General features: G+C 55.7%; 22 protein-coding genes. 10 read left to right on the top strand and 12 right to left on the bottom strand.

Features of this window, described 5'->3' with window-relative positions:
* Positions 1 to 239 precede the first annotated feature (239 nt).
* Positions 240 to 713 carry a helix-turn-helix transcriptional regulator gene (locus C6558_RS40435; protein ID WP_245449254.1) on the top strand — a complete coding sequence of 158 codons (474 nt, stop codon included), beginning with the start codon at positions 240 to 242 and terminating at the stop codon, positions 711 to 713.
* Between the two features lie 804 nt (positions 714 to 1,517).
* Here the strand turns inward: C6558_RS40435 and C6558_RS32605 are convergent.
* Positions 1,518 to 2,339, bottom strand: coding sequence for an alpha/beta fold hydrolase (locus C6558_RS32605; protein WP_199197085.1), 822 nt, complete (start codon positions 2,337 to 2,339; stop codon positions 1,518 to 1,520).
* Between the two features lie 787 nt (positions 2,340 to 3,126).
* On the opposite strand from C6558_RS32605, the gene C6558_RS32600 reads away from it, so the two are divergent.
* A complete protein-coding gene (locus C6558_RS32600) occupies positions 3,127 to 3,801 on the top strand; it encodes a GntR family transcriptional regulator (protein ID WP_107028277.1) in 675 nt (224 codons plus the stop codon).
* Positions 3,802 to 4,102: 301 nt separating this feature from the next.
* Here C6558_RS32600 and C6558_RS32595 read toward each other — a convergent pair whose 3' ends face one another.
* From C6558_RS32595 to C6558_RS32565, 7 genes are all read right to left on the bottom strand, one after another.
* Entirely contained in the window at positions 4,103 to 5,329 is a 1,227-nt protein-coding gene (locus C6558_RS32595; RefSeq protein ID WP_199197084.1) for an alpha/beta fold hydrolase, read from the bottom strand.
* 162 nt (positions 5,330 to 5,491) lie between these two features.
* Complete coding sequence (locus C6558_RS32590; protein WP_107028276.1) at positions 5,492 to 6,232, bottom strand: SDR family NAD(P)-dependent oxidoreductase; 741 nt, start codon at positions 6,230 to 6,232, stop codon at positions 5,492 to 5,494.
* Between the two features lie 38 nt (positions 6,233 to 6,270).
* On the bottom strand, positions 6,271 to 7,026 hold the full coding sequence (locus C6558_RS32585; RefSeq protein ID WP_256371993.1) for a shikimate dehydrogenase: 756 nt from the start codon (positions 7,024 to 7,026) through the stop codon (positions 6,271 to 6,273).
* A 91-nt stretch (positions 7,027 to 7,117) separates the two neighbouring features.
* Complete coding sequence (locus C6558_RS32580) at positions 7,118 to 8,413, bottom strand: NADH:flavin oxidoreductase/NADH oxidase family protein (protein ID WP_107028274.1); 1,296 nt, start codon at positions 8,411 to 8,413, stop codon at positions 7,118 to 7,120.
* A 96-nt stretch (positions 8,414 to 8,509) separates the two neighbouring features.
* The gene (locus C6558_RS32575) at positions 8,510 to 9,082 is read right to left on the bottom strand and encodes a VOC family protein (RefSeq protein WP_107028273.1); all 573 of its coding nucleotides are present in this window, start codon (positions 9,080 to 9,082) and stop codon (positions 8,510 to 8,512) included.
* Between the two features lie 58 nt (positions 9,083 to 9,140).
* Positions 9,141 to 10,016 carry an SMP-30/gluconolactonase/LRE family protein gene (locus tag C6558_RS32570; protein WP_107028272.1) on the bottom strand — a complete coding sequence of 292 codons (876 nt, stop codon included), beginning with the start codon at positions 10,014 to 10,016 and terminating at the stop codon, positions 9,141 to 9,143.
* Between the two features lie 70 nt (positions 10,017 to 10,086).
* A complete protein-coding gene (locus C6558_RS32565) occupies positions 10,087 to 10,854 on the bottom strand; it encodes an SDR family NAD(P)-dependent oxidoreductase (protein ID WP_107028271.1) in 768 nt (255 codons plus the stop codon).
* A gap of 311 nt (positions 10,855 to 11,165) precedes the next feature.
* Between C6558_RS32565 and C6558_RS32560 the strand changes: the two genes are divergently transcribed.
* From C6558_RS32560 to C6558_RS32525, 8 genes are read left to right on the top strand one after another with little or no spacing between them, the layout of a single operon-like run.
* Positions 11,166 to 11,876 (top strand): ABC transporter substrate-binding protein, encoded by a 711-nt coding sequence (locus C6558_RS32560; RefSeq protein WP_158268984.1) that lies wholly within the window; start codon positions 11,166 to 11,168, stop codon positions 11,874 to 11,876.
* A gap of 30 nt (positions 11,877 to 11,906) precedes the next feature.
* Positions 11,907 to 12,566 carry an amino acid ABC transporter permease gene (locus C6558_RS32555; RefSeq protein WP_107028269.1) on the top strand — a complete coding sequence of 220 codons (660 nt, stop codon included), beginning with the start codon at positions 11,907 to 11,909 and terminating at the stop codon, positions 12,564 to 12,566.
* A gap of 20 nt (positions 12,567 to 12,586) precedes the next feature.
* Positions 12,587 to 13,258 carry an amino acid ABC transporter permease gene (locus C6558_RS32550; protein WP_158268983.1) on the top strand — a complete coding sequence of 224 codons (672 nt, stop codon included), beginning with the start codon at positions 12,587 to 12,589 and terminating at the stop codon, positions 13,256 to 13,258.
* A gap of 10 nt (positions 13,259 to 13,268) precedes the next feature.
* Entirely contained in the window at positions 13,269 to 14,042 is a 774-nt protein-coding gene (locus C6558_RS32545; protein ID WP_107028267.1) for an amino acid ABC transporter ATP-binding protein, read from the top strand.
* A 10-nt stretch (positions 14,043 to 14,052) separates the two neighbouring features.
* Positions 14,053 to 15,276, top strand: coding sequence for a Xaa-Pro peptidase family protein (locus C6558_RS32540; protein ID WP_158268982.1), 1,224 nt, complete (start codon positions 14,053 to 14,055; stop codon positions 15,274 to 15,276).
* Between the two features lie 3 nt (positions 15,277 to 15,279).
* On the top strand, positions 15,280 to 16,461 hold the full coding sequence (locus tag C6558_RS32535; RefSeq protein WP_107028265.1) for a MalY/PatB family protein: 1,182 nt from the start codon (positions 15,280 to 15,282) through the stop codon (positions 16,459 to 16,461).
* A gap of 37 nt (positions 16,462 to 16,498) precedes the next feature.
* Positions 16,499 to 17,893, top strand: coding sequence for an amidase (locus C6558_RS32530; RefSeq protein ID WP_107028264.1), 1,395 nt, complete (start codon positions 16,499 to 16,501; stop codon positions 17,891 to 17,893).
* Positions 17,894 to 17,942: 49 nt separating this feature from the next.
* Entirely contained in the window at positions 17,943 to 19,028 is a 1,086-nt protein-coding gene (locus C6558_RS32525) for a mandelate racemase/muconate lactonizing enzyme family protein (protein WP_107028263.1), read from the top strand.
* A gap of 87 nt (positions 19,029 to 19,115) precedes the next feature.
* Here the strand turns inward: C6558_RS32525 and C6558_RS32520 are convergent, their stop codons facing one another.
* From C6558_RS32520 to C6558_RS32505, 4 genes are all read right to left on the bottom strand, one after another.
* Positions 19,116 to 20,888, bottom strand: coding sequence for a hypothetical protein (locus C6558_RS32520; RefSeq protein WP_107028262.1), 1,773 nt, complete (start codon positions 20,886 to 20,888; stop codon positions 19,116 to 19,118).
* Between the two features lie 130 nt (positions 20,889 to 21,018).
* Positions 21,019 to 23,184, bottom strand: a complete 2,166-nt coding sequence (locus C6558_RS32515) for a thiamine pyrophosphate-dependent enzyme (protein WP_107028261.1) — start codon at positions 23,182 to 23,184, stop codon at positions 21,019 to 21,021.
* Between the two features lie 146 nt (positions 23,185 to 23,330).
* On the bottom strand, positions 23,331 to 25,373 hold the full coding sequence (locus C6558_RS32510) for an ABC transporter permease (protein ID WP_245449252.1): 2,043 nt from the start codon (positions 25,371 to 25,373) through the stop codon (positions 23,331 to 23,333).
* Positions 25,370 to 26,914: a sugar ABC transporter ATP-binding protein gene (locus tag C6558_RS32505; protein ID WP_107028260.1), complete on the bottom strand. Its 1,545-nt coding sequence runs from the start codon at positions 26,912 to 26,914 to the stop codon at positions 25,370 to 25,372. The genes C6558_RS32510 and C6558_RS32505 overlap by 4 nt, the downstream gene beginning before the upstream one ends.

The raw sequence follows: 26,914 nt of genomic DNA, 5'->3' as shown, positions 1-26,914 counted from the left end.
TGTTCTTGAGCTACTTCGCGCCTTTGCGTTTCGTGAAGCGACAGGGCCAGCGCGATTCACATTCTGGCACCCACTTCAGGTCCTTGACCCAATCGTGCGGAATTACAGAAACAAACATTCCCCTGACTGATCCCGCACCGTGTACGGGATCCAAAAATTCGAAGCCATGCTCCCGTTCAGGAGCAAATCAGTTGAAAAGCAAGCTCCGACCTTATATGTTCCCGTACAGGAGCAAAATGATGAACAAGCCCCCATCCCCTAAAAGCCCGCCGACAGGGACCATCAAGGCAGCTGACTTTGCCCGTTATCTCGCACGATCCGCATTGGAGCGGCATGGTACTCAGGTGAAAATCGAGACGAGGCCTGACAGTTCGCCTCCAACGATCTCATCGATGGCATCGCAACTGAAAAAGGCAATCCGTGATAGCGAAGAGAACCCGGCTTATACGGGCTATTTGGAAGACAGTCTCCCTATCGTGGCCACGAAGCAACCGCCCGCCGCTCGCTCTATACTGACGCCGGCAGACCTTGGTCAATTGGTAAGAAAAGCCCGCGAAGACATGAAGCTCTCGCAACAGCAGTTTGCGGACCTCGCAGGCGTTGGCCGTCGCTTCATCTCTGAGCTTGAAAACGGAAAACAGACACTTGAATTCGGCAAGGCCCTCAAGGTAGCCCACGCAGCAGGGATCACCTTGTTCGGCAATCCTCGGTAGACCCATGGACCTGATCGCCCTTGACGTTCGATTGGATGGATACGACCAACCCATTGGCAGTCTTGTCAGAGACGAAGAGGGCGCCTTCCCGATCTGATCCGGGGGCGTGACGCATTTATCGAGCGCGGCGGAGGTTGGCTCCTCGGCTCCTGAAAACCGAGGTCGAAAGCGGCGATGTCGCAGAGAAGGTGACGGCTCTGGTGCGGGAGAACCGCGAGCTTTGCCAGGCCACCGAGATTTTGCGTAAAGCCTGCGACGGGAAACTCCAACCCTGGCGGGTCCAGAAACCTGGTCTGGGAAGGTCCAACGCCGCCAACGCGACGGGAGTGCCGTGGTGTTTGAAAAGGCGTCGAGTTGAAATTCTCGGACAACGATGGATTCGTACGCATTCGGGAATCCTAGGTAAACTCATAACGTCACGGATGTGCTTACCGCCTGTCGTTATTCAAGGCATCCGAATGAGGGAGCCTCGACGACGAGTCGCCGCAAGAACCAGGTGTCAAAGTTTATGAGCCGACGGCCTAGCCCACGCTACCGGCGGACCACGGGATGGTCCGCCCTTCTCGCCTGTGTGGGCGGACTTCCCCCCGCCCGCGTTTTTATCCCAGCAACGTCCTCATCAAAGCGGATAAGGCCCACCGAGACCACGCGGAAACAAAGAAGCCCGCCCTCGAGAAATACAGCTGTCATTCGGCGGCTGTTTTGTCGAATACCCAAAACGGCGTCCCGATTGATAGAGGCTGCAAAAGTTGTATGTGTGGTGGGAACTCTTTTCCGCTCCCCACATATTCAATACGAGCCCGGTCAACCGGAATGCCGATCGAAAAACTCCAGAATGCGCGGCATAACCTCTTCGGGTGCCTCCAAGGTTGGGCTGTGTCCTATGCGTTCAAGGTACAGAAGCTCGGCATTCGGCAGTCCATCCACAACCTCCTTTGCCCAAGCAGGAGGCCTTGGCATATCTTCTTCTCCGGAGATAACGAGAACAGGGCTCTTTACCAACGGTAGGTAAGGGCGAGCATCGGTACGTTCAATTACGCCCGACATTGCGGGGTGAAGAGACAACGGAAGCTCGGATATTCGGGTCCGCCACAGAGCCAACATCTCAGCTTTGGCGGGATTATTGCGCGTGGTTTCGCCGAACATGATTTTCATCGTAAAGTCGAGCGTTTCACCCACAAATCCGCCAGTGCAAGCGCTGTTTACCCATTCCCGAAAACTCTGTAGTTGATCGGCCGGTTCGTTTCTAGCCGACGACCCCGCAAGCACAAGTGAGGTGAATAGCTCAGGACGTCTCGCGAACATCCGTATCGCGACATCGCCGCCCATGGATTGGGCGAGAACGTTTGTTCGTTTAACACCGAGCTCGTCCAACAGCTTTAGGATGTCACTCGCGTTGGAATCCATGTCTACAAGAGCGGAACTCGCCGGAGCACTTTTGCCCTGCCCGCGGAAATCCACGAGGATGGTTCTAAAACGCCTTCCAGCCCTTTCTCTGAAGTCATGGAACATCCGACGATCCAAGAACAAGGAATGGAGACAAAGAACCACTGGCCGACCGTTTCCGCCACTATCCTCGACCCAAAGCGTCGTATCGTTAACTCGAATTCCACCAGTAAAGCTCATGTGCATCCTCCCAATGCAATATTGACACTTTTAGTGTCGCGCGAATTCTAACTTCAGATGTTCAATAGGTCAACATATGTATCCAATCGAGCGTTATATCGTCATTATTTCCTTTATGGATAGTCATTTTGGATACATGATGTCATGAAGGAGCGGTCACGGGTCCCTTTGCAGTACCGCTCATAATGGCGGGCCTGCGAAGGACCCGCCGTCCTCTAAGAACGTGAGACCACTCATTTCGCAGTACCAATGGGCTGGGTACAATCGACGGCTGAAAGACGTTACAGCCAGCTTTCATTTCCTCGAACGTCCCTTACAGGCAGAGCTTGACTTTCTCGTTCGTGGCCTGAGGCAACGGCACAATAATAGCGTGCGGTACTTCTTTTTCTTCAATCGCCTGAACGTAAGCAGCTAAGCCGACGACGCCGCCACCTTTACACTGAGTTCCGGCATCTAAATGTATCCACAAATGAATATCGGCTTATCCCCTTTTCATGACGGGAGCTGTCAGCGGAAGCGTCCCCAAGCATGAGAAGATATAAAAACATTCTGCAGGCCAACTTGATTGGATCCATTTTGTTAGTCCTCAAGGGTATCTCGCAACGATCCCTTTGAATTCATATCCACTTTGGATCCAGAGGCGGAAACTGGATGTCGAGCCACTAAAGGATGCTGGTTGCGCACCGACCAAGGATTTGCGTGACGAATGGATACAAAGGCATAGGCATGCGCGTCGAGAATCTGCTACCGTGTACTACATTTCATGTGAGCAGGAGAGCGGCAATCCATGGCGAGAGCGAAGAAGACTGAAGGAGTAGAAAGCGAGTCGTCATTGCTGAGCCGGAAAGTAGTAGAGGCAATACGCAACGAGATACTATCTGGTCGGCTGGAACCTGGCAGCCGCATCCGACAAGAAGAGCTTGCGCACCAGTTTGAAGTTAGCCGCATACCAGTGCGCGAAGCCCTGCGACAGCTTGAAAGTGACGGCCTGGTTACACTTCGCGCCAATAGCGGTGCGTGGGTTGCGAAGCTCAACGTTCAAGAATTCATCGAGATCTACAAAATCCGCGAAAGATTGGAGCCCCTGGCACTCCGCGAAAGCGTGCCCCATCTCACCGACGATCAGATTGCTCGATTGGACGAGTTGCGAGCGGCGATGGCCGAAGACACAAATGTCGAGGACTTCCTCCAAATGGATAGGGAGTTTCATCTGCTGACCTATTCAGGCGCACGCATGACTAATCTGATCGACATGATCGAGCGGTTTTGGAATACGACGCAGCATTATCGACGGATGTTCACAGAAAATGCCAGTCATGAACGCAGATGGATAATACATGCAGAACATCGTCTACTAGTAGAAGCGCTTCGTCGAAGGGATCAGGATGAGGCTGAAAGAATACTGCTTGGACATATCCGCCGGACACGCCTTGACCTAGTGAGCCGCATCAATCCAAGCTGATCTCACGTCAATTCTGACGTTCCCCCAATCCACACCTAAGCACGCCCTCGCGCTCTAGATATTCATCTAACACACGGCACAGCCACTGACACACAACTCCGTTCAGATTAATGCCGCAAGTGGCCGCGACTTCAGTTAAAATCATCCCGGTGTTGGCAGAAGCGTTTCCTACTGGAGGGCTTCGCCAACTCTCCTCGCTTATGGCGATCTCTGCAGCATCTCTGCCGATCCACTGTCCGTCGATCTAGCGGAAACGAGCCTAAGCCCCGCAGCAGGTATTGCTGCGGGGGCCCACAAAACCTCAGTCGAATGTAGCTGCAGTTTTGCCGATTCCTTTGGAATGTAGGAAGGATCTCACCGCTTCATTGAACTCAAAGGGATTCTCGATCATTGGATAGTGTCCCGTACCAGCAAGAACAGAAATCTCACTCCCTGGAATTCGGCCTTGTGTGTCTTCAACCTGTTGCTGGGAGACCAGCCAGTCTGCGTCGCCTCGCAAGAGGAGGACCGGACTTTTGATCTTGCCTACTTCACCACGCCTATCGAAACCTGCGTAACCCGTTAGGTCTCCGCGCATCACTTCGGGGTTCGTCTTACGAATTTGCCAAACCACCTCTCGGGCTCGATCCGGAGGCGTTCGATAACCCGTAAGTGACTGGGACCATCCTTCTAGGACTTGCTGCCCGTTAATGAGAAGCATGTCGAGGAGGAACTGCGATACGGTAGGAGTATAGTCGGCTCCCTCGCTCGAAATGATCGCCGCATATCCGTCCGGGTTCCGGCTTCCGAGTTCGAGTACCTGGTTGCCGGACATGGAACAACCGATTAGGACCGGCCTGTCGAGACCAAGTTTAGCGATTAATTTTTCATTGAATGCGCAGTGACTCGTCAGGCTCTTGAATTCGCCGCCTTCCGGCTCGAGGCTCTTTGCGTGCGCAGGTGCGTCCACGGAAATGACCCGAAATTCATCGGACAGCCCATCGAGAACATGCCGATACATAAGCGTGTCTTGGCAGGCGGCATGGAAGCAAATGATTGGGTATCCCTCGCCAGCTTCTTCATAATAAGTTCGGATCCCGTCGACTTCAATGTAGTGCCCTGTTGTTGGCCTTCCAGAGGGCTTTGGCGGTGGAGAGAAATCCTTGTATTGTTTCTCGCTACGGCCGATACGCCGCATAGCGGAAAGCGCGAGCCACATGGTCTTGACGTTTCGAAGGGCACAAACCGCATCGCCTTCAATCGCCAACTCTCCCAGGCCCGGCGACATCCCTTGAAACCAGTCCGTTTCACCGCTCGAAATGCGATCCCACTCCCGGTCGGGACCCGTGATCGTAATATCTGCCCCCAAGGGATGAGCTGAAGCGATAGCAGAGACTATAACGCCATCTCGGACGTCTATTGTTCCGATCGCTTTGTCACCCTTGAATGAAACTCGCGCGGAGAAGTATTTGGACGCCTCCGACCAGCCTACGTCGCTATTCAGCTCAGCTTTGAAAGCCTGCATCCAGCCTTCACTTAAAAACAACATTACATTTCCTCCTCTTGCACTTTGCGTGATCGGCGCCGGCGAAAGATGGGCCTTTACACCGGCAACAGCCGAGACCTGACCCCCCGAACCCTGCCGGACCCCTTAGATGGGGCCCGGCGACGCTCTTGGGAGAAACTCGAAAGGACAACTATCGGCGGCCCCTTAACTTGCGACGTACAGCCCGCCGTTGATGTGGATCGTCTCCGCAGTAATAAATGAAGCCCAGTCGGAGCAAAGAAAAGCAACCAGCTTGCCGACTTCTTCGGGTGAACCGAACCGCTTCATCGGCGTTGAGTCTATCAGCTTGGCGCCCTGCTTTTCCAAGAGAGGTTGAACCAATGGCGTGTCGATTATTCCCGGCGAGACAGCATTGACTCTTGTCTTTGGCGCGAGTTCCAGGGCCAGCGATCTCGAAAAAGTCAAAACCGCCCCCTTGGAGGACGCGTAGTGCGAATGCATGTAGCTGCCCCTATGGCCCGCCATCGAAGCAATGTTGACAATAGATGAACCGTCAACAAAAAGTGGGATTGCTGCGCGACATGCAAAAAAAACACCATCAAGATTGACGGCGATCGACTGATGCCATTGGTCGTCAGACATGTCGTGTACTAGTTGATCCTTGTACAGGCCCGCCGCATTAACCAGAAAGTCCAGCCGTCCATACTTGGAGCCAATGATCGAAGCTACCGCGGCTGCGTCGCTTGAATTGCTTGCGTCTTGCCGCACGCCCAAGCACCGCGCCCCCGACGGATCGAGCTCCTGAGCGAAAGCTACGACACCGCGCTCGTCGAGATCAGTGAGAACGCAAGTGGCGCCTAGCTCGAAGAACGTGCGCGCGATAGCTCGGGATATTCCTCCGTTTGCGCCCGTCAACCAAAGTACCCGTCGCTGAAAATCGAACACCTGCTTCCTCCTCCTCCTCTGTCATCCTGGCAAGTCGGCTAAACGGCGGTCAAATAGTTCCCTATCTCGACTATTTGGGCATCAAGCATGTGCCTTCCTAAATGGATGGAGGCTCCACGGTCCTTGGCCACAAGTAGAAGCTTCGTTACCTCCGGTGACATGACGACCTCAGCGACCATATGGTTCGCATGAATTTGCCTTTGATCGAGCGGCAATGGATCGTCGGGAAGCAGACCGAGCGACGTTGCGTTGACAATCAAATCAACGGAGTCTGTGTCGGGGTTTGCTGCGGCATGAACCTCGATATATTGAACGCTGTCGACGGATGCAGCAAGCTCTCTGGCTTTTTCGATATTTCTATTTGAAATAATCAGACGACGCACTCCCGCATCGGCGAGGGCAAACGCGATGGCTCTTGCGGCCCCACCACTTCCCAGAAGAAGGGCACTACGCCCACTCACATCGTATCCTTGAAGGAGAAGACCTTTGACGAAACCGACACCGTCAAAGTTTTCACCTATAAGTCGGCCGGCTACGACGCGAATGGTATTCACGCTTCCCACCCTTCGTGCTGTGGGGCTGAGCTCGTCGCAGAATGGGACGATGGCGACTTTATGTGGGACCGTAATTATAAGTCCTGCTAGATTGCGCATCTGCTTTACGCCATCGACAAATGCTGCCAGCCCTTCTGCCGGCACGTTGGCGGGTATCAAAACTCCATCGAATGCGCTTCGAGCAAGATAATCGTTGAACACTTCGGGTGTGCGCAGATGATGCACAGGATCAGCAACAATTATGAATGGGCGAGTATTTCCGGTAATTTTTTTGCGGTCATTTCCCGCGCCTCCTTAGTAAGAGTTCTTCGGTGCATCTGCGCGCTATCGTTTAGACCAGCGCGGCTGTAATCGCTTCCTCTTTGCGGCTAAGTTCCGCCTGCGCGGCAGGCAGCGTCCGACCAAGGTCGGGGTCATGTCCAGCTGCGAGGTCGAAAAGCGTCAAAAAGAAAAACGCTTGCTGACCTAGAACATTCGTTACCTGGATTTCCGCTTCACTCAGGCCCTCTTTCTCTTCCTCCGATAGCGTCAGGTGATGTTCAAGTGCCATTGTCGTATCGGCTTGTCCCGTGATGAGCTTGCGCGAGATATCCGTGTCAACACAAAGCGGCCTTCCAAGACCGACCATGTCGCAGGTGCCTTCGTTCAACGCACCCACCATCGTCTCTCTGTTCCGAAAGCCGCCGGTTGCCATCACCGGCATTTTGGCAATTCTTCTCGCATCGGCTGCATAGACTGCGAAATATGCCTCGCGCGCTTTGGTGGTCGTTCGAGGTGGTTCCCGCTCGAACTGATTGTCGTTCTTGACGCCAATCATGCTCAAGTGCTCGTAGGTTCCACCTGTAATCTCAAGCAGGTCGAGCCCCTCGTCGTTGAGCCATTCGACAACTCTCATGCTGTCTTCATAGGTGAAGCCACCTTTTTGGAAATCCGCCGAGTTCAACTTGAGGCCGACCGAGAAACTTATCCCAACCGATCGCCTGACTTCTCGGATGACTTCGAAGAGAAGACGAGCCCTGTTTTCGAGAGACCCTCCCCACCGATCCGTTCGCTGGTTGACTGTCGGGCTTAAGAACTCACTGATCAGGTATCCGTGTGCACCATGGATTTCAACGCCATCAAAACCTGCGGATTGAGCCACTTTTGCCGCAGCACCGAAACGCAGCACAATGTCTTCAATCTCGTCATTTAAGAGAGCTCTCGGCGCCTTTTGGGTCCACCGTAGCATCGCCATGGGCACGGCCGATGGCGCTACCGGGTCAGGACACGCATCGGCGGGCGCCTGCCTACCCGCATGCGAGATCTGAGCCCAGAAATGGTTGCCACCAACTTTTCCCGCCTGAGCCAAACGAGTAAGTCTGCGCATCTGCTCAGCATCCTGCGGACCTTCAATGCGAATGTTGCCCGCTCGCTCTAACGATCGGCGATCGATTTGGATATTTCCGGTGAGGATCAGACCGGTACCGCCCTTACTCCAACGCTCATAAAGCCTTTCATGGCCTTCGGTGGCTCGGCCCCACGGATCGGCCAAGCCCTCGGTCATGGCGGCTTTTGCCAGTCTATTCGGCAAAACGGCACCGCAAGGAAGCTTGAGTGGATCGCCGAGGTCCAACGTGGCATTGCTCATAGATATTTCTCCTCACCCATTCTCGTCGTCGGGGCAGACACGTTTGATCAAAAACCGTCCACTGGATCCAATTTAGATCCATCAAATAGAACGAGGTCACAATGACGGATCGCAGGTGCTCCATAGTCTCCGCTCCGTCTCCCGCTCATACCCTTTCCCGCGAGGAAAGCTTACGAGTTCGCACTGCAAGCCCCAGGGCGCGAGGAAATAGATCCACGTCTGACCTGCGCTTGGACCAACGGTCCTTTCGACCGGTTCGCCCAGGATCTTCACTCCGCGCTCCTGGAGAAAGATTAGGGCCGCGTCGAAATCATCCACATAAAAAGCAAGATGGTGCCCGCCGACGTCACTATTAAGCGGCGGGATTGTCTTCTGGTCTACCGCTTCATATTCGAATAGCTCGATGTTCGACCCATTGCCGCAGCGGAGAAATTTCAGTTTTCGCATTGTCGTTTGCGGTGCCACGTTAAGCTGCCGCGACATCCAATCATCCGCGAAAACGAACGGACCAAGCTCGTAGAAGGGTTCACAGCCGAGAACATTTACGAAGAAGTCGACGGCTTCATCAATGCTTGGAACAGTGATCCCGATGTGATCGATCCCCCTCAGCCCTGGCATCGTTGTGCGCGCAGACTCTTTGCCGGGACTTCCATTCGAGTTCTTTGACATTTCGTTCCTCGGTTTATGCAGCAAGATTTTCGTGTGGCTTGCTGAGCGAATATGCCGGTCAACCACCAAATCTTGTCTCGGGGAGTCCTCGTACGCCAAGGTCATGGACCGCGAAAAGCGCGCCGCGTTCCACCGGGTCGGCCGGAAAATGCGGTAAGTGCGCCTTGGCCATCGATGTTACGTAGAGGATATCGAGGTTCTCCCCTCCAAACATCACACTCGTGACCTTTTTGACTGGCATCTCAATCACACGGTCGACAGTTCCATCGGGTGCGTATCGCACAATCTTGCCATCAAACACTTGGGCATTCCAAACATACCCTTCTGCGTCGACAGTCGAACCGTCCGCGGCTCCACCGGACGATGTGTCCAGTTTGGCAAACACCCTCCGATTGGAAACCGCCCCGGTTTCCAAGTTGTAATTGTATGCCCATATTTCCCCCGACCAAGAGTCGGCGAAATAGAATGTGTCACCGTTGGGGCTCCAGCAGGGCCCATTGGAAACGATGATCCCATCATCCAGTTTATGGACGGACAGATCAGGGTCCAGCCGGTAGAGACCGGCGTTTTTTCCTGTCTCTTTTGTATCCATGGCGCCAACAATAAAGCGCCCCCGTTTATCGACTTTACCGTCGTTCAGGCGGTTATCCGGCTTTTCCGGCTCTGGATCAGAGATGAGGTCAACTTCACCGGTTTTGAAGTCTAAAAAATGAAAGCCGCGTTGAAGCGACAACACTGCACCACCACTCTTTCGGATGGCCATAGAGCCGACCGGCTGCGGCAAATCCCAGGCGCGAATTTCGCGTCCATCCGCCGTGCAGCGAAAAACATCCATTCCCGTACTATCGATCCAATAAAGCCGTTGATCGTCGACATCCCAAAGCGGGCCCTCGCCCAGGTGGGTCTTAACGTCAACTAGCACTTCAATGCGCATGGAACTCCTCCCGAAGCTGGCTCACGCCGCCGAACCGCCACACTCTCCCCGGCCGGCAAAGACCACGAAGTCAAATGTATCCATACGCAGTCCATCCGCCGTCAACCGCCAAGACTTGACCGGTGATATGCTGAGAGCGTTGCTCACAAAGGTATAAGACGGCATCCGCGATCTCGGCCGGTTCGGCCAGTCGCTTTTGCGGAGTTCTTCGCGTAAGCGCATCGATGTCGAGCCGGCCCTGCTCGGCCAGAGCGTGCACCGCGGGCGTCAAGGAATAACCGGGCGAAACCGCGTTCACTCGAATACCAAGCTCCGCCCACTCGACCGCCAGCGACTTCGTCAGCATCGCAACGCCCGCCTTGCTGGCGCAATAGGCCGCGCGATTGGGTGCCGCAACCAGTCCGTAGATAGAGCTAATGTTTACAATGGAACCGCTTGCGCGAACTTTCATCCGAAACGCTGCTTCGCGCGCACAATAGAAAGTGCCATCGAGGTTGACCGTCATAGCGCGCCGCCACTCTTCAGGATCAAGTTCAAGCGTAGGCTTGTTCATGTTGATGCCGGCATTGTTAACCAAAATGTCGATGCCGGACCACCTTTGGTCAATCTCGCTGAAAATTCTGGCGACATCGGTCGCGTTGGCAACAGATCCGGACAATGAGAAGGCGCGGGCTCCTTCCGCCAGGAGTTCTTTGGTCGTTGCGTCTGCACCGTCCGGATTGAGATCCTGCACAGCGACGTCCGCGCCGGCACGCGACAAGGCGATCGCAATAGCCTTACCAAGCCCGCTTCCGGCACCGGTAACAACCGCGCGTTTATTTTCCAACGGTAATCCCATTGCTTCATCTCCCGCTGATCGCTGTCCTCTGCAGCTACCCCTACATGTATCCAATATCGCCGATCGTCAAGGCATAATCCGGGATTTCTCGACATAATTTCTCACGTTGGATACAATCAGCTTGACGGACAGTGTTTCGTCGCGGATGTTAATTTCATCTTCGCTACGGCGTTGACGCCCAATACACAAAGAAAAGGGGAACTGAGATGTACGGACAAAGACGACTGTCGCTGACCTTTGGCCTGGTAATAGCAAACCTATGCGCCTCACTTGCTGCCGCCGCGGAACCGCCTGAGAAAGGACAAAGCGCCGTGGTTGATCAGATCCGCGCCGAGGGCGTCATAAAAGTCGGGGTTATCGTAAGCCCGCCTTTCGTCATGCAAGACCCGATCGCGGACGGCTATACCGGCCCCATCCCGGTATTCATGGAGGCGGCTGCGAAAGGGCTCGGGGCAAAGGTGGAGTGGGTGCCGGTCAACTGGGACACAATGATGGCTGGCCTGCAGGCGAACCAGTATGAAGTGCTCGGCACCGCCGTCTATGCGACCGAGACGCGTAAAAAGGTGGCAAAGTTCGTCAACTTCTCCCGCTCTGGCGTTTGCTACGTATCGCTGAAGTCCGCCGGACAGGTAGCAACTCGCGAGGAAATGCGCAGTACGAAGCTATCGATCGTCATTCCGGCTGGAGCATCTTTCACACAGGATTTCTCCAAGGCATATCCGCAGATTGAAGTCGCCACGAAGCCCTTCCCTCCGGGTGCCAACGACTTCTTCGACGATGTCCGCACGGGCCGCTATGACTTGACGATTATCGAGGGCGTCCTTGCGCCCCAGGTCGCCGCCCTGAATCCCGATCTCCAGGTGGTTCCGTCGATCGAGCAATGCCTGGCGAGCCCTGACTTCCCGATCGAAATCGGCATTGCGGTCAACAGGGGCGATCCAGCGTTCGAGACCTATCTCTCAGGAGTAATTGAAGCCGCTGCCCCCGAGATCGAAGCTGCCGTCAAGAACAACAGCAAGTGATCACCCGACGCATAGCCTCGAGGCCAGCCAATGAACTTCCACATGGAATTGCTACAGTATTGGCCCTTCCTGCTACGCGGGCTTGGATGGACCGTGCTTATGAGCCTCGGGGCTATGGTCGGAGGTTCGATCGTGGGCCTCCTGTGCGCCGTGGGACGCAGCAGTCGGAACCGACTGCTGCGGGGTACCATCGCTGTCTACAGCAATGTTTTCCGATCCACTCCGCCGTTGGTCCAACTGCTGCTGATCTTCTACGCACTGCCAGTGTTGACGGGATACTCCTTCAACGGTGTTCAATCGGGGCTAATTGGATTGAGCCTCTATGCCGGCGCATATCTTGCGGAGGTGTTTAGAGCCGGCATAGGGTCGGTCGCAAGGGGACAATTGGAAGCGGCAGAAGCTCTGGCCATGCCAGCAATGCTCGCATTCTTCCGGATCGTACTCCCCCAGGCGATCCGCAATATGCTGCCTGCACTCACCTCTAGCGCGATTGTTCTGGTGAAAGACTCCGCGCTGCTATCTTTTGTTTCCGTCAGCGATCTTATGCGCAACGGCCAAGTCGTTGCGTCCGTCATGCACAGCAGCATGGAAGTCCTGACCGTCGTGGCCGTGCTGTACCTGTTGATCACGGCCCCCTTGGCAATCCTTTCGCATTACCTGGCAGTCGCCCAGACGCACGAACGGTCATGAAAGAAGGGAGGAAATTTTCGATGCAATACGTATGGGATTTCAGTGTCGTTTGGGTAGAATGGCCGAAGCTGCTCGTCGGCCTTGGCTACACGCTCCTGCTCACAATCCTGAGCTTTGCGCTCAGCGTCCTTTTAGGAATGATCATCTGCGGATTGCGCGTTTCTTCGGTTCGGCCGATAGCTTTCTTGGCGGGCGTCTATATCGAGTTCATGCGGTTGACGCCGCTCCTCGTGCAAATGCTTTGGATCTACACCAGCCTAGCCTTGATAGCTGGCATCGCCCTGTCGCCATTCGTGGCAGGACTGTTTGCCCTCAGCATGAATTCCGCAGCGTTTCTGGCTGAAATCTTCCGCTCCGGTCTGCGCTCAATTCCAAAAGGGCAATATGAAGCGACGGCCGTACTTGGTTTCACGCCTTGGCAATCGATGAGGAGAATTATTGGGCCACAAGTATTTCGAACAATCCTTCCGCCCTTAGGAAGCGGGTGGGTCAGTGCTTTCAAGGATACATCACTTCTGGCGGTTCTCGGAGTACCGGAACTCCTGACCCAGGCACAGGTCATCAGTTCGGCGACCTTCCGCCCGCTCGAGGTCTTCATCACCGTCGGCTTGATCTACCTGGCGCTCGCCTATCCGCAAGCACTGTTGGTCGAGCACTTTTACTCGCGGCGCAAAATGCAAACACGCGCCTAGGAGCGCTCACATGACAACTCCGATCATTGAAGTCAGGCAATTGCGAAAGTGTTATGGACAACGGGAGGTGCTCGCTGGCATCGACCTGACCATCAATCGTGGCGAGGTCACGGTCCTGATCGGACCGAGCGGCTCGGGCAAAAGCACGCTGCTGAGATGCCTGAACAAGCTCGAAAAGCCGTCATCAGGACAGATCTTGTTCGACGGCGTTGAAGTTGGCGACGATCCGCGTCGACTGAGGCAGTTGCGCCGGCGCGTCGGTATGGTGTTCCAGAGTTTCAATTTGTTTCCGCACATGACAGCCCTCCAGAACGTGATGGAGGCCCCGCGAACCGTACTTCGGCTGTCTCGGGAAGAGGCCGAGGCCCGAGCGATGAAGCTGCTTGGCAAGGTTGGGCTATCAGCGCGTGTCCACCAGTACCCGGCCACACTGTCGGGCGGTGAGCAGCAGCGCGTCAGCATCGCACGCGCCCTCGCCATGCAGCCTGAGGTCGTTTTGTTCGATGAAGTCACTTCGGCGTTGGACCCGGAGCGCGTGGGGGATGTCCTGAGCGTCATGAGGGAGCTTGCCGATGAGGGAATGACGATGGTCGTCGTGACCCATGAAATGGGTTTCGCCGAGCGGGTCGCCACGCGCGTCATCTTCGCCGACCAGGGCAGCATCATCGAAGCCAACTCACCGGACCAAATCTTTCACAACCCACAGCGCGAGCGGACGCGCCGCTTCCTTCGTCAACTCCATTGGGATGCCGCCGGACCGGCCGAACAAGCAACGGCCATATGAGAGGTCAGCCATGAGTGAGCAATTAAACCGTCGTCCAGCCCTGGAGGAACGCGATCAAATCGCGATCCAGCTCAAACTCCAGGAAGAAATGGAGCGTTCGAAAATCGATGCGCTCATCGTAACCGAAGCGAGCGCAATCTATTACGCCACAGGGCACAACAGCATCATGCAGACCCGCGCCAACACCGCCGGCTACACGATTGCAATTGTTCCTGCAAAGGGCGCATGCACGATCATCTGCCCCGACTTCGAGTTCCAGATCGCGCAAAATCTTGCGGATGTCGAAGTGTTAGCACAGCGAACCGGGATTTACATCGATCACTACTCCGACCTGGGGATCGAGGGTTCTCATGCCCAACGTCCTGCGACGGTGGGTGCCACACAGGGTTTTGTGTTCGCGCTCGATCTTGCGCGCAGTAGCAAGGCCAACTGCGTTATCGGTATCCAGCGTTCGCTGCTCACCCCGGCGGCGCTCAGCTATCTCGAGGCCAACGCGGGTGGCGCAACCTTTGTTGATTGCGCGGCCCTGCTTGCCAGGGTCCGTGCCATCAAGACGCCCTGGGAAGTCGAGGTCCTCCGCACAGGTGCCCAGATGTGCGAAAGGGTGATGAACGCCACCGGCCGCGAACTTCGCGAAGGCATGACGGAAGGCGAATTGATGCAGCTCTATGCCATCAATTGCTACAAGGAAGGTCCTGGAGTGACGGGACTATCTGACTGCCATTCCTTCGGCACGCTCTTTTCGCCCGCCGTTGTGCCTAGAGACGTAAGGCTCAAGAAGAATGATCTCGTAAGATTCGATACCGGCCCGGAATACTTAGGATACATCAGCGACATCGCCCGCGTCTTTTGTCTAGGCAGGCCATCCGATGAAGCAAGGCGAATCTATGATGCACTGGCCGCCGGATACCGCCACGCCTTTGGCATGATAGGACCTGGCGTAAGACTGGCCGACGTTTTCAAGGAAACGCAGGAGATCGTACGACGCAACGGCTTGCCCGATTACAATCGCGGCCACGTCGGGCATTCGATTGGCTGTTACAAACTGTCCGAGGAGCTGCCATACATTTCACCTGGCTCGGACGCCGTCTTCGAAGTCGGAATGGTCATGGCCTTGGAGACCCCTTACAACAGCCCACGATTTGGGGGTCTCGTGCCAGAAGACAATTTTGTTATCACTCCCAATGGCTACGAGATGTTCACTCGCGACCCACTCCAGATCGTCGAGGTCTAAGCGATGTCACACTTCGACACTGTGCCGATGCGTCGCGGTACCAACAGCCACAAATGGGATCTCGATTGCGGACCAGACGTAATAGCTATGTCTGTTGCCGACGCCGATTTCGTCACGGCTCCGTTCATCCGCGAGGCTTTGAGCGAATGTGCTCGGCGGGACGTATTTGGCTACACGTTTTGGCCTACAAGCGCTCGACAGCTAACAGTCGATTGGCTGGAGCGCCGCCACGGTTGGAGGCCTTCTGGGAACGCCGTGCTCCACTGTTCGGGTGTTCTCACGGGCCTGCGGGCTACGTTGGCCTCAGTCCTGAATTCAGGTGAGGCCGTGGTAGTAACTACGCCGGCGTACCCGCCATTCGCTCACCTTCCGCAATCGAACGGCTACCAAGTTTATGACAGCGCTCTTGTCACGAAGGAGGGGCGCTACACAATTGACTATGACAGCTTGGAAATTCAATTACGCCGCCCCGAAGCCAAGGCGATGATACTCTGCAATCCACACAATCCAGTCGGGCGTGTCTATGATCGCACCGAGCTGGAAACTGTCGTATGCCTGTGCGTTCGGCATGGAGTGACAATTATCTCCGATGAGATCCATTCGGATATCGTGATGTTCGGCAACAAGCATGTGCCTATAGCGTCCCTCTCTTCCGAAGCGGCGTCGAACACGGTCACACTTGTCTCGCCCAGCAAAACTTTTAATATTCCCGGCCTTCCCACTGCGGCAGTCATCTGTGAAGTTCCAGAACTGCTCGCGCGGATCGATAGCGCGATAAAGGCCACTGGAAATTATCATCCAGATCCGTTTGCGGTAGCAGCCTACGAAGCAGCTTTGTCCGTCGGTGGTTCTTACGTAACCTCTATGAACGAATACTTAGAGGCAAATCTCCAATACGCGTGTGATTTCCTCGCGAGCAGATGCGAACCGCTCGTCGCGCAGCGGCCGGAAGGAACTTACCTCCTTTGGATCGACTGCCGGGACCTGGGTCTTGCAGACGATGATCTCCGGTCATTCTTCGGCCATAGGGCGAAATTGAATTTGCATAGTGGCCGGCTTTTTGGAGCTGAAGGGTCCGGCTTCATGAGGCTCAACGCAGCGTGTCCGCGTAGCGTGCTGGCTTGTGCATTGAACGGGATCGAGACCGCACTTCGTACTCGTTCTCAAGAACGACGCACCGCGTAGTTTAGCGCCGGCCATCATCTTGCCAACGGAGTTAAATGTGACCGCACTCCACTACTGGTCGATTCTCGAGCTTTCGACCGCCCTGCAGATGAAGAAAATTTCGGCAGTTGAAGTTGCCGAACATATGCTGGCGCGTATCGCCGAAATTGACACTAAATATCATTCCTACATCTCAGTGATGTCTGACCGGGCGCTGGCACGTGCCAAGGCCGCTGACGAGGAAATCTCACTTGGAAAAGAACGCGGGATCCTTCATGGAATTCCGTTGGCTGCGAAAGACCTGTTCGACACTCAGGACGCGCCGACCACTGCTGGCATGCAGATTTTCAAGGATTTCGTCCCAGCATCGGATTCGACCGTCGTCGAACGCCTCTATGAGGCCGGAGCCTACCTGCTTGGCAAAACAAATCTCACAGAAGGAGCGCATGCCAAGCAGCACCGTGCCTTCGCACTGCCAATCAATCCTTGGAACGATTCCTATTGGGTGGGCGCTTCCTCGCATGGATCTGGCGTCGCCACTGCCGCAGGCTTGGCGTTTGGGTCTCTGGCCACCGACACAGGCGGCTCGATCCGGTTTCCATCTGCCTGTGCCAGCATCACAGGGATCAAACCGACATGGGGCCGCGTCAGCCGACATGGCGCCTTCCCCCTGGCTCATTCCCTAGACCATGTCGGTCCTTTTACGCGTTCGGTCGAAGACGCGGCCATAATGCTCTCGGTGATTGCCGGGGGCGACGACAAGGATGCCACAACCTTAACAGCGCCTGTTCCCGACTACCTCGCAGCGACGCGCCGAGGCGTGGAAGGCTTGCGTGTCGGGATTGATCCCAAATACGCCTTCGATGCGAACGATGTCGAAGTTGTCACTGCAGTGGAGGCTGCAAGCGTTGTTCTGGAAGCTGCGGGCGCCAAAATCCGTGAGGTGTCGTTTCCTGTTGTGCGCGAAGCTATCTTGGCATGGAGGGACATTTGCGGTGCTGAGGCAGCAAGCTTCCATAAACCGACCTACCCCTTGATGGCCGAGCGATATGATACCGGGCTAAGCGAACTCATTGAGCACGGCATCAGAACCTCAGGCATAAAGCTTGGGCAAGCATGGGTGACACGGCTGGAATTTAGGGGACTTGTTGCCGCGGCGCTAAAGGATGTCGACGTTATGCTCATTCCCACCCTGGACACGCCGGTCCCAACATTGGCCGAAGTCGAGTCCTTTGGCATAGGAGACGACGTCCTGGTCAAAATGACCAAGTACACCATTCCTTTCAACATGACGGGGAATCCCACCCTTGTCATGCCCGGCGGGTTTTCGAAAGAAGGCAAACCCATCTCCATCCAACTCGTTGGCAAACATGAAGCAGAGGAAACGCTCTTTGCCGCTGGGCATGCGTTTCAACGAGCGACTGACTGGCACTTGCGGCGTCCGATCCCATGACAGCCATCAATCCGGCCTGAGGCAGGCATAAAGAGACAAGGGTAACGCAATGCAGATCACACGCATCTTAGGTTTCGAAGTGTCGGTCCCTCCACGACCGGTGACCGGACATTCTCCACAAAACCGCCCCTATTACCTCCTGAGGCTGGAGACTGACACAGGCATACTAGGAGGCGCGATCAGCCGCCCGAACGGCACGCCGCTTCTGAGCTATATCGAGATGATTGCTCCCTACTATCTCGGCAGGGATCCGCTAATGCGCACGGCCGCATCTTCCGACCTTGAGCAGCTTCACCGACCGAATTTCCGTGCTCTGCGACCGACTGTCAGCCTCTTCGACGTCGCAATGTGGGATATCGTCGCGAAACACGCCAAGCTTCCGCTTTACCAGTTGCTGGGGGGATCGCGAACCAAAGTGCCATTGATGCCGATGATCGGAAACTTCATCGCAGAGCGAAGCATCGAAAGCGTCAAAGATGAGGCGAAGGAACTACTCGATCAAGGCTATCTCAGGTTCAAGCTACCGATCGTGGGAAATGTGAAGTTCGAAACCAAGTATGTCGAAGAGATTTTCAAGCTCGTCGATGGCCAACTCAGCGTCGACTATCACTGGTCGTTCCTCAACTACAATTGTGCGCTTTCCGCATGCCGGTCGCTTGATCGGATGGGTCTTCACTTCATCGAAGATCCTTTTCCCGCACAGTTCGTCGATTTGACTTGCAGGCTTTCAAGAGAATTGCAGACGCCGCTAGCGGCCGGCGAGGACATGACGGACTTCGACGATATCAAGCGCGCCGTAAACGAACTCGGTTTGTATCGCCTTGATGCCACGCGATGCGGGGGCGTCACAGGGGCAATCAAAGCGCTCAGTCTGGCCGACATTCAAGGATGCGGTGTTGTTCCACTGACCTCTCCGGAGCTACATGCACAGCTCGCCGGCGCGTTTTCCGTCATCGAGGCGGTCGAGTTCATCCATCGTGGAGAGCGTGCCACGCCCGCTGCAATATTGACCCGGCCGATGAACGTCGAGCAAGGCCACATCCACCTCGATGACGAACCCGGGGCCGGCTGGCACTTCGATTGGGATGCAATCGCCAAATACACAGTGGCAACAACTGAAATGACAGCCAGCTGAACGTTCGCACTTTTATCGCATGACGTTCCTGTTTCGTAGTGCCCCAATGCACTGATCGCATCGGGTTATACGCGCCCGTGGGCCGATCTAATTGCGTTGCCGGCCAGCACTTAGGACTTCAACGACCACCACCACGGCGGCAAGGACCAATACTCTTGGGAAATGGCCAAGACCCGCAGCAATCAAATATGTGTCCATGAAGACTATTGCAGTTGCAGATAGGGCCGCTGCGCCTACAAACGTCAGCAAGGACGATTTAAGATTCACGGCCAAGAACGCGGCAGCGAGGGCCGGAAAGGTATTCACGTCCACTAAAACAAAATGAGCCGTTCCATTTAGACCGGCCAGCAGGATGCCGTAAGTTGCCGAACATAGCGCGCTGTAGACGAAAGCCATCACGGACGCTAACCGCCTGTTTCCGGAGGACGTCTCCGGCCAAAACACGACCGGAATGAACAACACGGCCACGGCGATGAACGGAAAAATGGCAAAGCCACCCGAGCGGTGTTCAGTCAGCAGCGTCAGGAACGATGGCGCATAACTTCCCGGAAAATAGAACAGTAGTGCGGTCGAAACGGATTGCACAACGCCGGCTGTCGCGACAGTGACTGGGACGACGGCTCTTTTCAGATTGCTCGCCAAAACGCCGTGAAGAATGCCAACTCCAGCTGCTGTAACCAACAACGCGGGTACTATACCAAGAAGCCAGAGGTTTCTCCCGCCGGTCAACGAAATCACCGCCACGGACGCAAGACTAACCACGGCTGGCATCGAGAGATCGATATAACCGAGGCGAGCCACCGCGGCCTGTCCTGCCGCCAGCAGCGCCAGTCCGATGATGGTCGTCACAATATCGACCTGGACCAACTTCCATCCGAGAAACACGACAGCCAGAAGGACTATCGCTTCCGCGATATCTCCGGTACGGAAACTACGTATCGGTTGGACCGCTTGGTGTGATCCGGTGGCAAGACGCTTTAGACCGCCGCCTGTTGCTGCAGCGACGAAAAGCCAAAATGCGTCGAGAGAAGTCGACAAGAATTCTGGAACACCCCACAGTACCGCCATGTACTCCGTCACGACTACCACTGTTGCCCCCAGCAGCGACCCAAGGATAGCGCCTGTCCCACAGTTCGAGAGGCTGCCACCCAGAGCTACTGCCGCCAGAACCTGCAGTAGAACGGGCACGCCCAGAGAGGCATTCATTGACCCCAAAGAACCACCGAGGAAAATTCCGGCTGCCGCCGATCCCATCCCCGCCACGATATAGCTTCCAACTATTTGTGCGTTTGTCGGCTCAAGCCATGAGTGCCGATCTAGTTCCAGGATTTTCATTGCGTAGGAGGCAATACCGCACATTACGGCAATACCCGCCAAGGGTATGAGCGCTATTCCAGAAATCTCCATCCCGAACAGCACGTCGTAAAGTGCACTTCCGGCCGGCGCGGATGCGCCGTTGACGATGTCGAGCGAAAGAGCCACGGCCGCCGCGCCCATTGAGAGTGTCACAACACTCGATTTTGCCCTGAATTTCCCAACAAGAATGCCTGTCGCTGCCCCCAAGACGGCGCCAATGGAAACTGCCAGGCCGCAGGCTTTAAACAATTCTTCCGCCCCACGCGTGGGCAAGGCGGTAACGATCGTCGCTCCCAACAGCACAATCGCGCCGGCTGAAAGCCCATGCCCACCCGTCGCGAGTGGCAGCGTCTGGGCGACAGCTGCGATTACAAGCGGCGTGGCGGCGATTAGGACGTTGTTCAGATCAAGTGACGAGGTGGCCACAACGGCAGCGAAGGCAAAAAGCGCTGCCAGATAACAAAACGATACGCAAGGACGCGATGGGATCGGGAGAAAATTCACCTGAAACTTCCATACCGGTCATGCATTTCGAGCGGACACCACCGGCCAAGGAACTTGTGTGTAGACAAGATCCTTAGCCGCCACTTCTGCTGTCAGCAGAGGTGATCAAGAGCGTCGCTATCCTCGAGGCTCAGGCAACATATTCCCGAAGGGCACGGACAACCTCTTCCTTGCCTACGAAAGCAGCCCTTTCCAAGACCTTCGAGATCGACGGCGAGGCTTCTCCACCGGTCACCCGCTGGACGGGTTGGTCGAGCCAGTCAAACAGCCTGCGCTGGATCTCATCCGCAATCCAACCACCCCAAGAGGTGCCGCGCGCGCCCTGCTCGACAACGACAACATTGTTCGTCTTTTTGATGCTGTCCGAAAGCGTCGCCCAGTCGACGGAGGCCCGGTCGAGGCTTCGCACGTCAATGATCTCGATGTCCAGTCCAAGCTCTTCGGCCACTTCCACCGTACGATGCACCATCGACAGGTAAGTGATAACGGTCGCCCTGCTGCCGGTCCTGCGGACAGCAGCTTTGCCGAATGGAATGAAATAGTCCATGTCGTCGACGGCAACGGGCATCGTCTGCTGGTAAAGATCTACATGCTCGATCACGAGAACAGGGTCGTTGCACTTGAGCGCGGAATTCATTAACCCGACATAGTCGAACGCCGTTGACGGAGCCACGATCCGCCAACCCGGCGCGGTCGCGAAAATACCCGCCGGATCCATGGAGTGCTGTGACCCGTAACCGGTCCCCATGGCGACTTTGGTCCGCAGCACAAGCGGAACGGAGGAATCGCCCCCAAACATGTGCCGAGCCTTGCCGGCTTGGTTGAAGACCTGGTCCGCCGCCACCCACATGAAGTCGGGGTACATGAATTCGACGATCGGACGGCATCGGCCATCCATCGCCATGCCTGTTCCGAGCCCGAAGAATGCGTTTTCGCTGATTGGTGTGCCAAGTACCCTGTCTGGAAAACGATCTTTCAGACCGCGTGTCGCACCGTTCGTGCCGCCTTTCAAACGATGCACATCTTCGCCCAGGACGATCACCCGTGGATCGGTTTCCATTCGCCTGCCAATGACATCGGCAATCGCGTCTACGAACTTCCGGTTTTCCAAACGTCCTTTGAACGACGATTGTTCCTCCGTTCTGACGCCGTTCAGTTCGGAAAGATCACCTCGGATTCCGACGTCGCGGAAATCGGGAGAGGGCCAAAGAGACTGCCGCACCTTGCGCTTGTTTCCCTCGGTCGCTTCCGTCAATTCTGCTGCGAGTTCACTCATCACCTGAACCGACGCGTTGCGTAGGGCTTCGACACCAGCAGCCGTGATGAGCTTCCGCTTAATCATCTTGGCCGCGACCAACTCAAGCGGATCGCGCTTTTTCCAGTCAGCTTCCTCCTGTTTCGAGCGATAGCCAAAAGCACTCCCGGCAAGCGGGCCGCTTTGGTGGAAATAGCGATAGACATCAACTTCAATGAGGGCTGGTCCTTCACCGCTCCGAATTCTCCGAACCGCAGCTTCTGTCGCCAGCATCACTGCCAACGGGTCCATACCGTCAACGTGCCAGGAAGGAATTCCAAAACCGGGACCGCGTGCTGAAACTCGCGGCTCTGCGGTGACCTCATCGACGTGAGTTGCGACTGCATAGCGGTTGTTTTCGACGAAGAAGAGAACCGGCAGCTTCCATGCCGCAGCAAGATTAAAGCTTTCCAGCACGGACCCAATGTTAATTGCGCCTTCTCCAAAGTAGGTCACGGCCAAAGCATCGGTGTTCGCAAATTTGTGCGCGAAGGCCGCGCCCAACGCCAACGGCGCTCCACCACCGACGATCGCGTTCGTACCTAAACCGCCCGCCTCGATCCATCGTAGATGCATTGACCCTCCCCGCCCCCTGCAATAGCCCGGAGCGAGCCCCATGATCTCCGCCAACGTCTTGTAGAGGATGTCTCGAGTATCGGTGGTGACCGGCGAAGCCGGGTCTATTCCGCCCGGAGAGACATACTGCAATGCTTTGGCGAGAAATTGGTGATGACCGCGATGCGAACCATTCACCTGGTCGTCGGCTCGAAGTGCCAACGCCGATCCAACGGCACCGCCTTCCTGGCCGATGGACGAATGCGCCGGTCCGTGAACCAACCCCTCTCCGACAAGGTCAAGAACCTTTTCCTCGAAGGCTCGAATAAGGTGAAGTCCGGATAGCATGCTCGCCAACTTTTTCGCATCCGCTGCCTCCCAGTCGGATTGCTCCGCGGAGAGGGAGGACCATCGCTCGTTTGGCGTAAGCGTTTTCAGAACAGGCATATTTTACTCCAATTACCGAAGAATTTGGTTAGGTTGGCCTACGGCACGACCGCTTTGAATTGCGATGGTACGGCTCCAACCCTTGCTACTGGTGTTGGGCGGGCTTCTGGGTGGCCTCCTGCGATGGCGGCCGGTTTCTTGGAGGACTATCCGGCCCTTTTCTCACGCAGCAGAACCACTGCGATGAGGACAACAAATCCGTAGATTATTTCGCGGGCGGAGTTGGGGATCGTCGTGCCAGCGAGCAGCGTCTGCAAACCGGTCAGCAACAAGACGCCGCCGATCATTCCGATGTAGTATCCTCGCCCGCCGGTGATCAGTGTTCCCCCGATGATAACGACGGCAATGGACGGCAGCAGGTAGACATTGCCCATTCCAAGGCTGGCTTGTCCGCCAAATCCTGTCAGAAGAATGCCGACGAGGGCAGAGCAAAAACCGCTGAGCATGTATACGCTGACCATGACCCTTCCCACATTGACGCCGGAAAGACGTGCCACCCTTGGACTGTTGCCGATCGCGTATATCCGGCGGCCCAACGCGGTCCGCGACAGCAGAATGATCCCAAAAAGAGCGAACACTGCAACAAGCCAGACAACCGGGGTGAAGCCAATTAATCGTCCCGTCATCAGCCAACGAAGCCCGGGAGATGCAAAGCCATCAGGCGTTCCATTACTGTAAAGCATGGCAATGCCTTGCAGGACTCCATTCATTGCTAGTGTGACGACGATCGCGGGAAGTTGGAAGACAACGACGCCAATCCCATTCGCAAATCCAATCATTGCACCCACCAGGAGGGTCAGAGGTACGGCCCACCAGAGGGCTCCATCGTCGCCGTGCAGCCATCCACCGATCAATATCCCGCACAAACCGATAGCCCACGGGATCGAAAGATCGAGTCCTCCCCCCAGTATGACGGTCCCCTGCCCCAATGCCAGGATAATAAGGAACGAGCTAAGAACCAGAAGCGAATTCACATAGGAAAAGTCGATAGGCTTGATGAGAATTGAGGTCAGTAGCACCACGACGGCGAAGCAGGCATAGGCAGGTAGCACGTGTCGGAGCGCATCTCGATGACGCATAGCCCAGCTGGCTTTTGGCAATGTCGCCTTCAACGGCTCAATCAGCTTGACGAGACCTTGAGAGCCATTGGATCCCGGGCGCCAAGTGAGGCGTGCCGAAAGTTGAGACAACCAATTACGAATGCTCTGCGTTCGCCATGCTCCGGCTAGGGCAGCCGCGACAAGAACACAACCTTCCACAATTGTCGAATAGTAGGCCGATACATTGAGAACAAGAAGGATGTTGACGATCAGCATCAAGCTATAAGCACCGACCAAAGAGCCGATGCTGCCCCCGCGACCACCTCCAAGAAGGGTCCCACCGAGCACTACCGCTGTGAATATCTGCAAGAGAAGCGGCTCTCCCACCAGCGGATCGGCTGTCGCTGTCTGTGCGGTGATGACAACCCCCGCCAAACCGTAGAAAGCACCAGCGAGACCATAGGCCGCAAGCTTAACTGCACGAACGTTGATACCCGCAGCAGCTGCGGATTCCTGATCGCTTCCGATCGCATATATACTTACGCCAAATCTGCTGTTCTTGATGCCAATCCAAAGCAGCGCTACCACCGCAAGTACCACGACAGCTGACGGCAAAACGTTTTCAATGGCCGAACCAACGAAGAAGTTTGAAAATGATGCGGGGACATAGCCGCCCGGCTTGTCCAAGATAAGCAGCGTGATGCCACCGGCAATGAACATTGTAGACAATGTCACCACAATGGACTGAAGCTTCAAGAACGCTACGAAGAAGCCGTTGAACATGCCCACCAGGGCACCCACCAACACTCCAAGTAGAGACATAACGAGATGATTTGCGGGATCGTCAGACAGTTGGGTCGCAACGATTACGTTTACGAGCGAAATTATCGCACCGGCGCTCAGATCGAACCCTCCGGTCAAGATGACGACCGTCGCGCCAACGGCTGCAATGGCGAGCGCAAGTCCGCCGGAGGAAAGATATAAGAGGTCGAAGTATCCGAAGGCCGAAGCAGACAGCAAATTGACTGCAACCAGGAGAAGCGTGAGAAACCCGGCTGCGATCATGAGACCGCTGTGTCGCGACAGGTTTACGATTGGACCAATTACTCGCGTGCTCGTCATCGTTACGCCTTGTTGGGCAACGTTCATTGTACCGCCCCTTCCAATCTGGCTTCATCCGACCCGAGGGCCGCTCGAATGATGGCCGATTCCGTGATCTGCTCCTTTGCAGCATCTATCTCGCGCCGAATTCTGCCGCGGTAAAATACAAGCACCCTATGACTGAGGTGGACGACCTCTTCGATCTCGGTCGAGTAGATCATGACCGCGCCGCCAGCTGCAGCATAGTCATTGATGAGGCCGTAGATTTCGTGCTTTGTGCCCACGTCGACACCACGCGTCGGATCGAAGAGCAAGAGCACCCGGCTGCCCGAAAGCAACCACTTCGCCATGACGATCTTCTGTTGGTTACCGCCGCTAAACGCGCTTGCCGGCGCATCGAGCGCGCGATCAGCAACTTGGACGCGGCGAAGGCTGCCCATGACCGCCTTCTCTTCTTCGTCGAAATCTATCAAACCCCATTTCGTGAAATGTTCAATTACTGGAAGGGTGACGTTGCGCCGACCGTCCAAACGCAAAAAGAGGGCGTCGGTCTTTCTCTCCTCGGGAACGAAACTAATCCCGATATTCGCCTTGATGGCGTCCCGCGGCGACTGGATGCGAACCTCATTCCCATCCACCTGGATCGATCCTGACCGCCGTGGGACATCTCCAAACAGCGATAGGAACAAATCCCTCTGCCCCATGCCTTGGAGCCCGGCGACGCCGACCACTTCACCCGGGCGGATCGCGAAGGAAACATCCTCGCACCGTCCGGCGGACAAGTTCCTGACGTCTAGAACGGGCGGCTTGGATCTGTCGACCGGCGGAATCTTGGGAAACACCTTCTCGATAGACCTGCCGACAATCAGCTCGATTACTTGGTCGTCGGTAACATCGTCGAGGCCATAACTGCCGACCGTTTTTCCGTTTCTCAAGATGGTAAGCTCATCACAGAACATGCGCACTTCGGGCATGCGGTGGGTGATGAAGATGATCGTCGTTCCCTTCGCCTTTTCCTGGGCTACGATATTGGCCAACCAGGAAACGTCGTTGCCTGACAATGCCGAGGTCGATTCGTCGAGCAACAGGATTTTGGGTTTCCTGAAAAGGGCTCGGGCGATCTCGATCTTTTGCCTTTGCGGTAACTCAAGATCCCGGACTTCGGCGTTGGGCGAAATCGTGCCCAAACCCAAGGCTTCTAAGTGCGAGCGCACGGCGTGCATGCCTTCACCACGTTTGAGCTGCCCGAAGTAGCCGACGGGTTGGTATGGCATCAACATATTTTCGGCGACAGTGAGATCGCCGATCAGCGTCAATTCTTGGAATGCCGTCTGTAGTCCTAGCGCATGCGCACTCTTGGGGCTGTCGATCGAGACCTGGCGTCCAAAGATCTGCACTGCCCCCCTGGTGGGCCGCGCAAGGCCGCTGAGGATCTTAACCGTGGTGCTCTTTCCAGCTCCGTTTTCGCCGAGGAGAGCGTGAACTCTCCCCTCGGCGATCGAAAAGCTCGCATTGTCGAGAGCGACTGTCGGACCATATTCTTTGCGAACAGCCGAGAAGGCTATCGCCGCTGCGATACTGGTGTTCAT

It is taken from the genome of Ensifer sp. NM-2, assembly GCF_003024455.1.
In the GTDB taxonomy this organism is placed as follows: domain Bacteria; phylum Pseudomonadota; class Alphaproteobacteria; order Rhizobiales; family Rhizobiaceae; genus Ensifer; species Ensifer canadensis.
The sequence above is the reverse complement of the archived record's forward strand: the minus strand, read 5'-3'. Positions and strand labels throughout refer to the sequence as shown.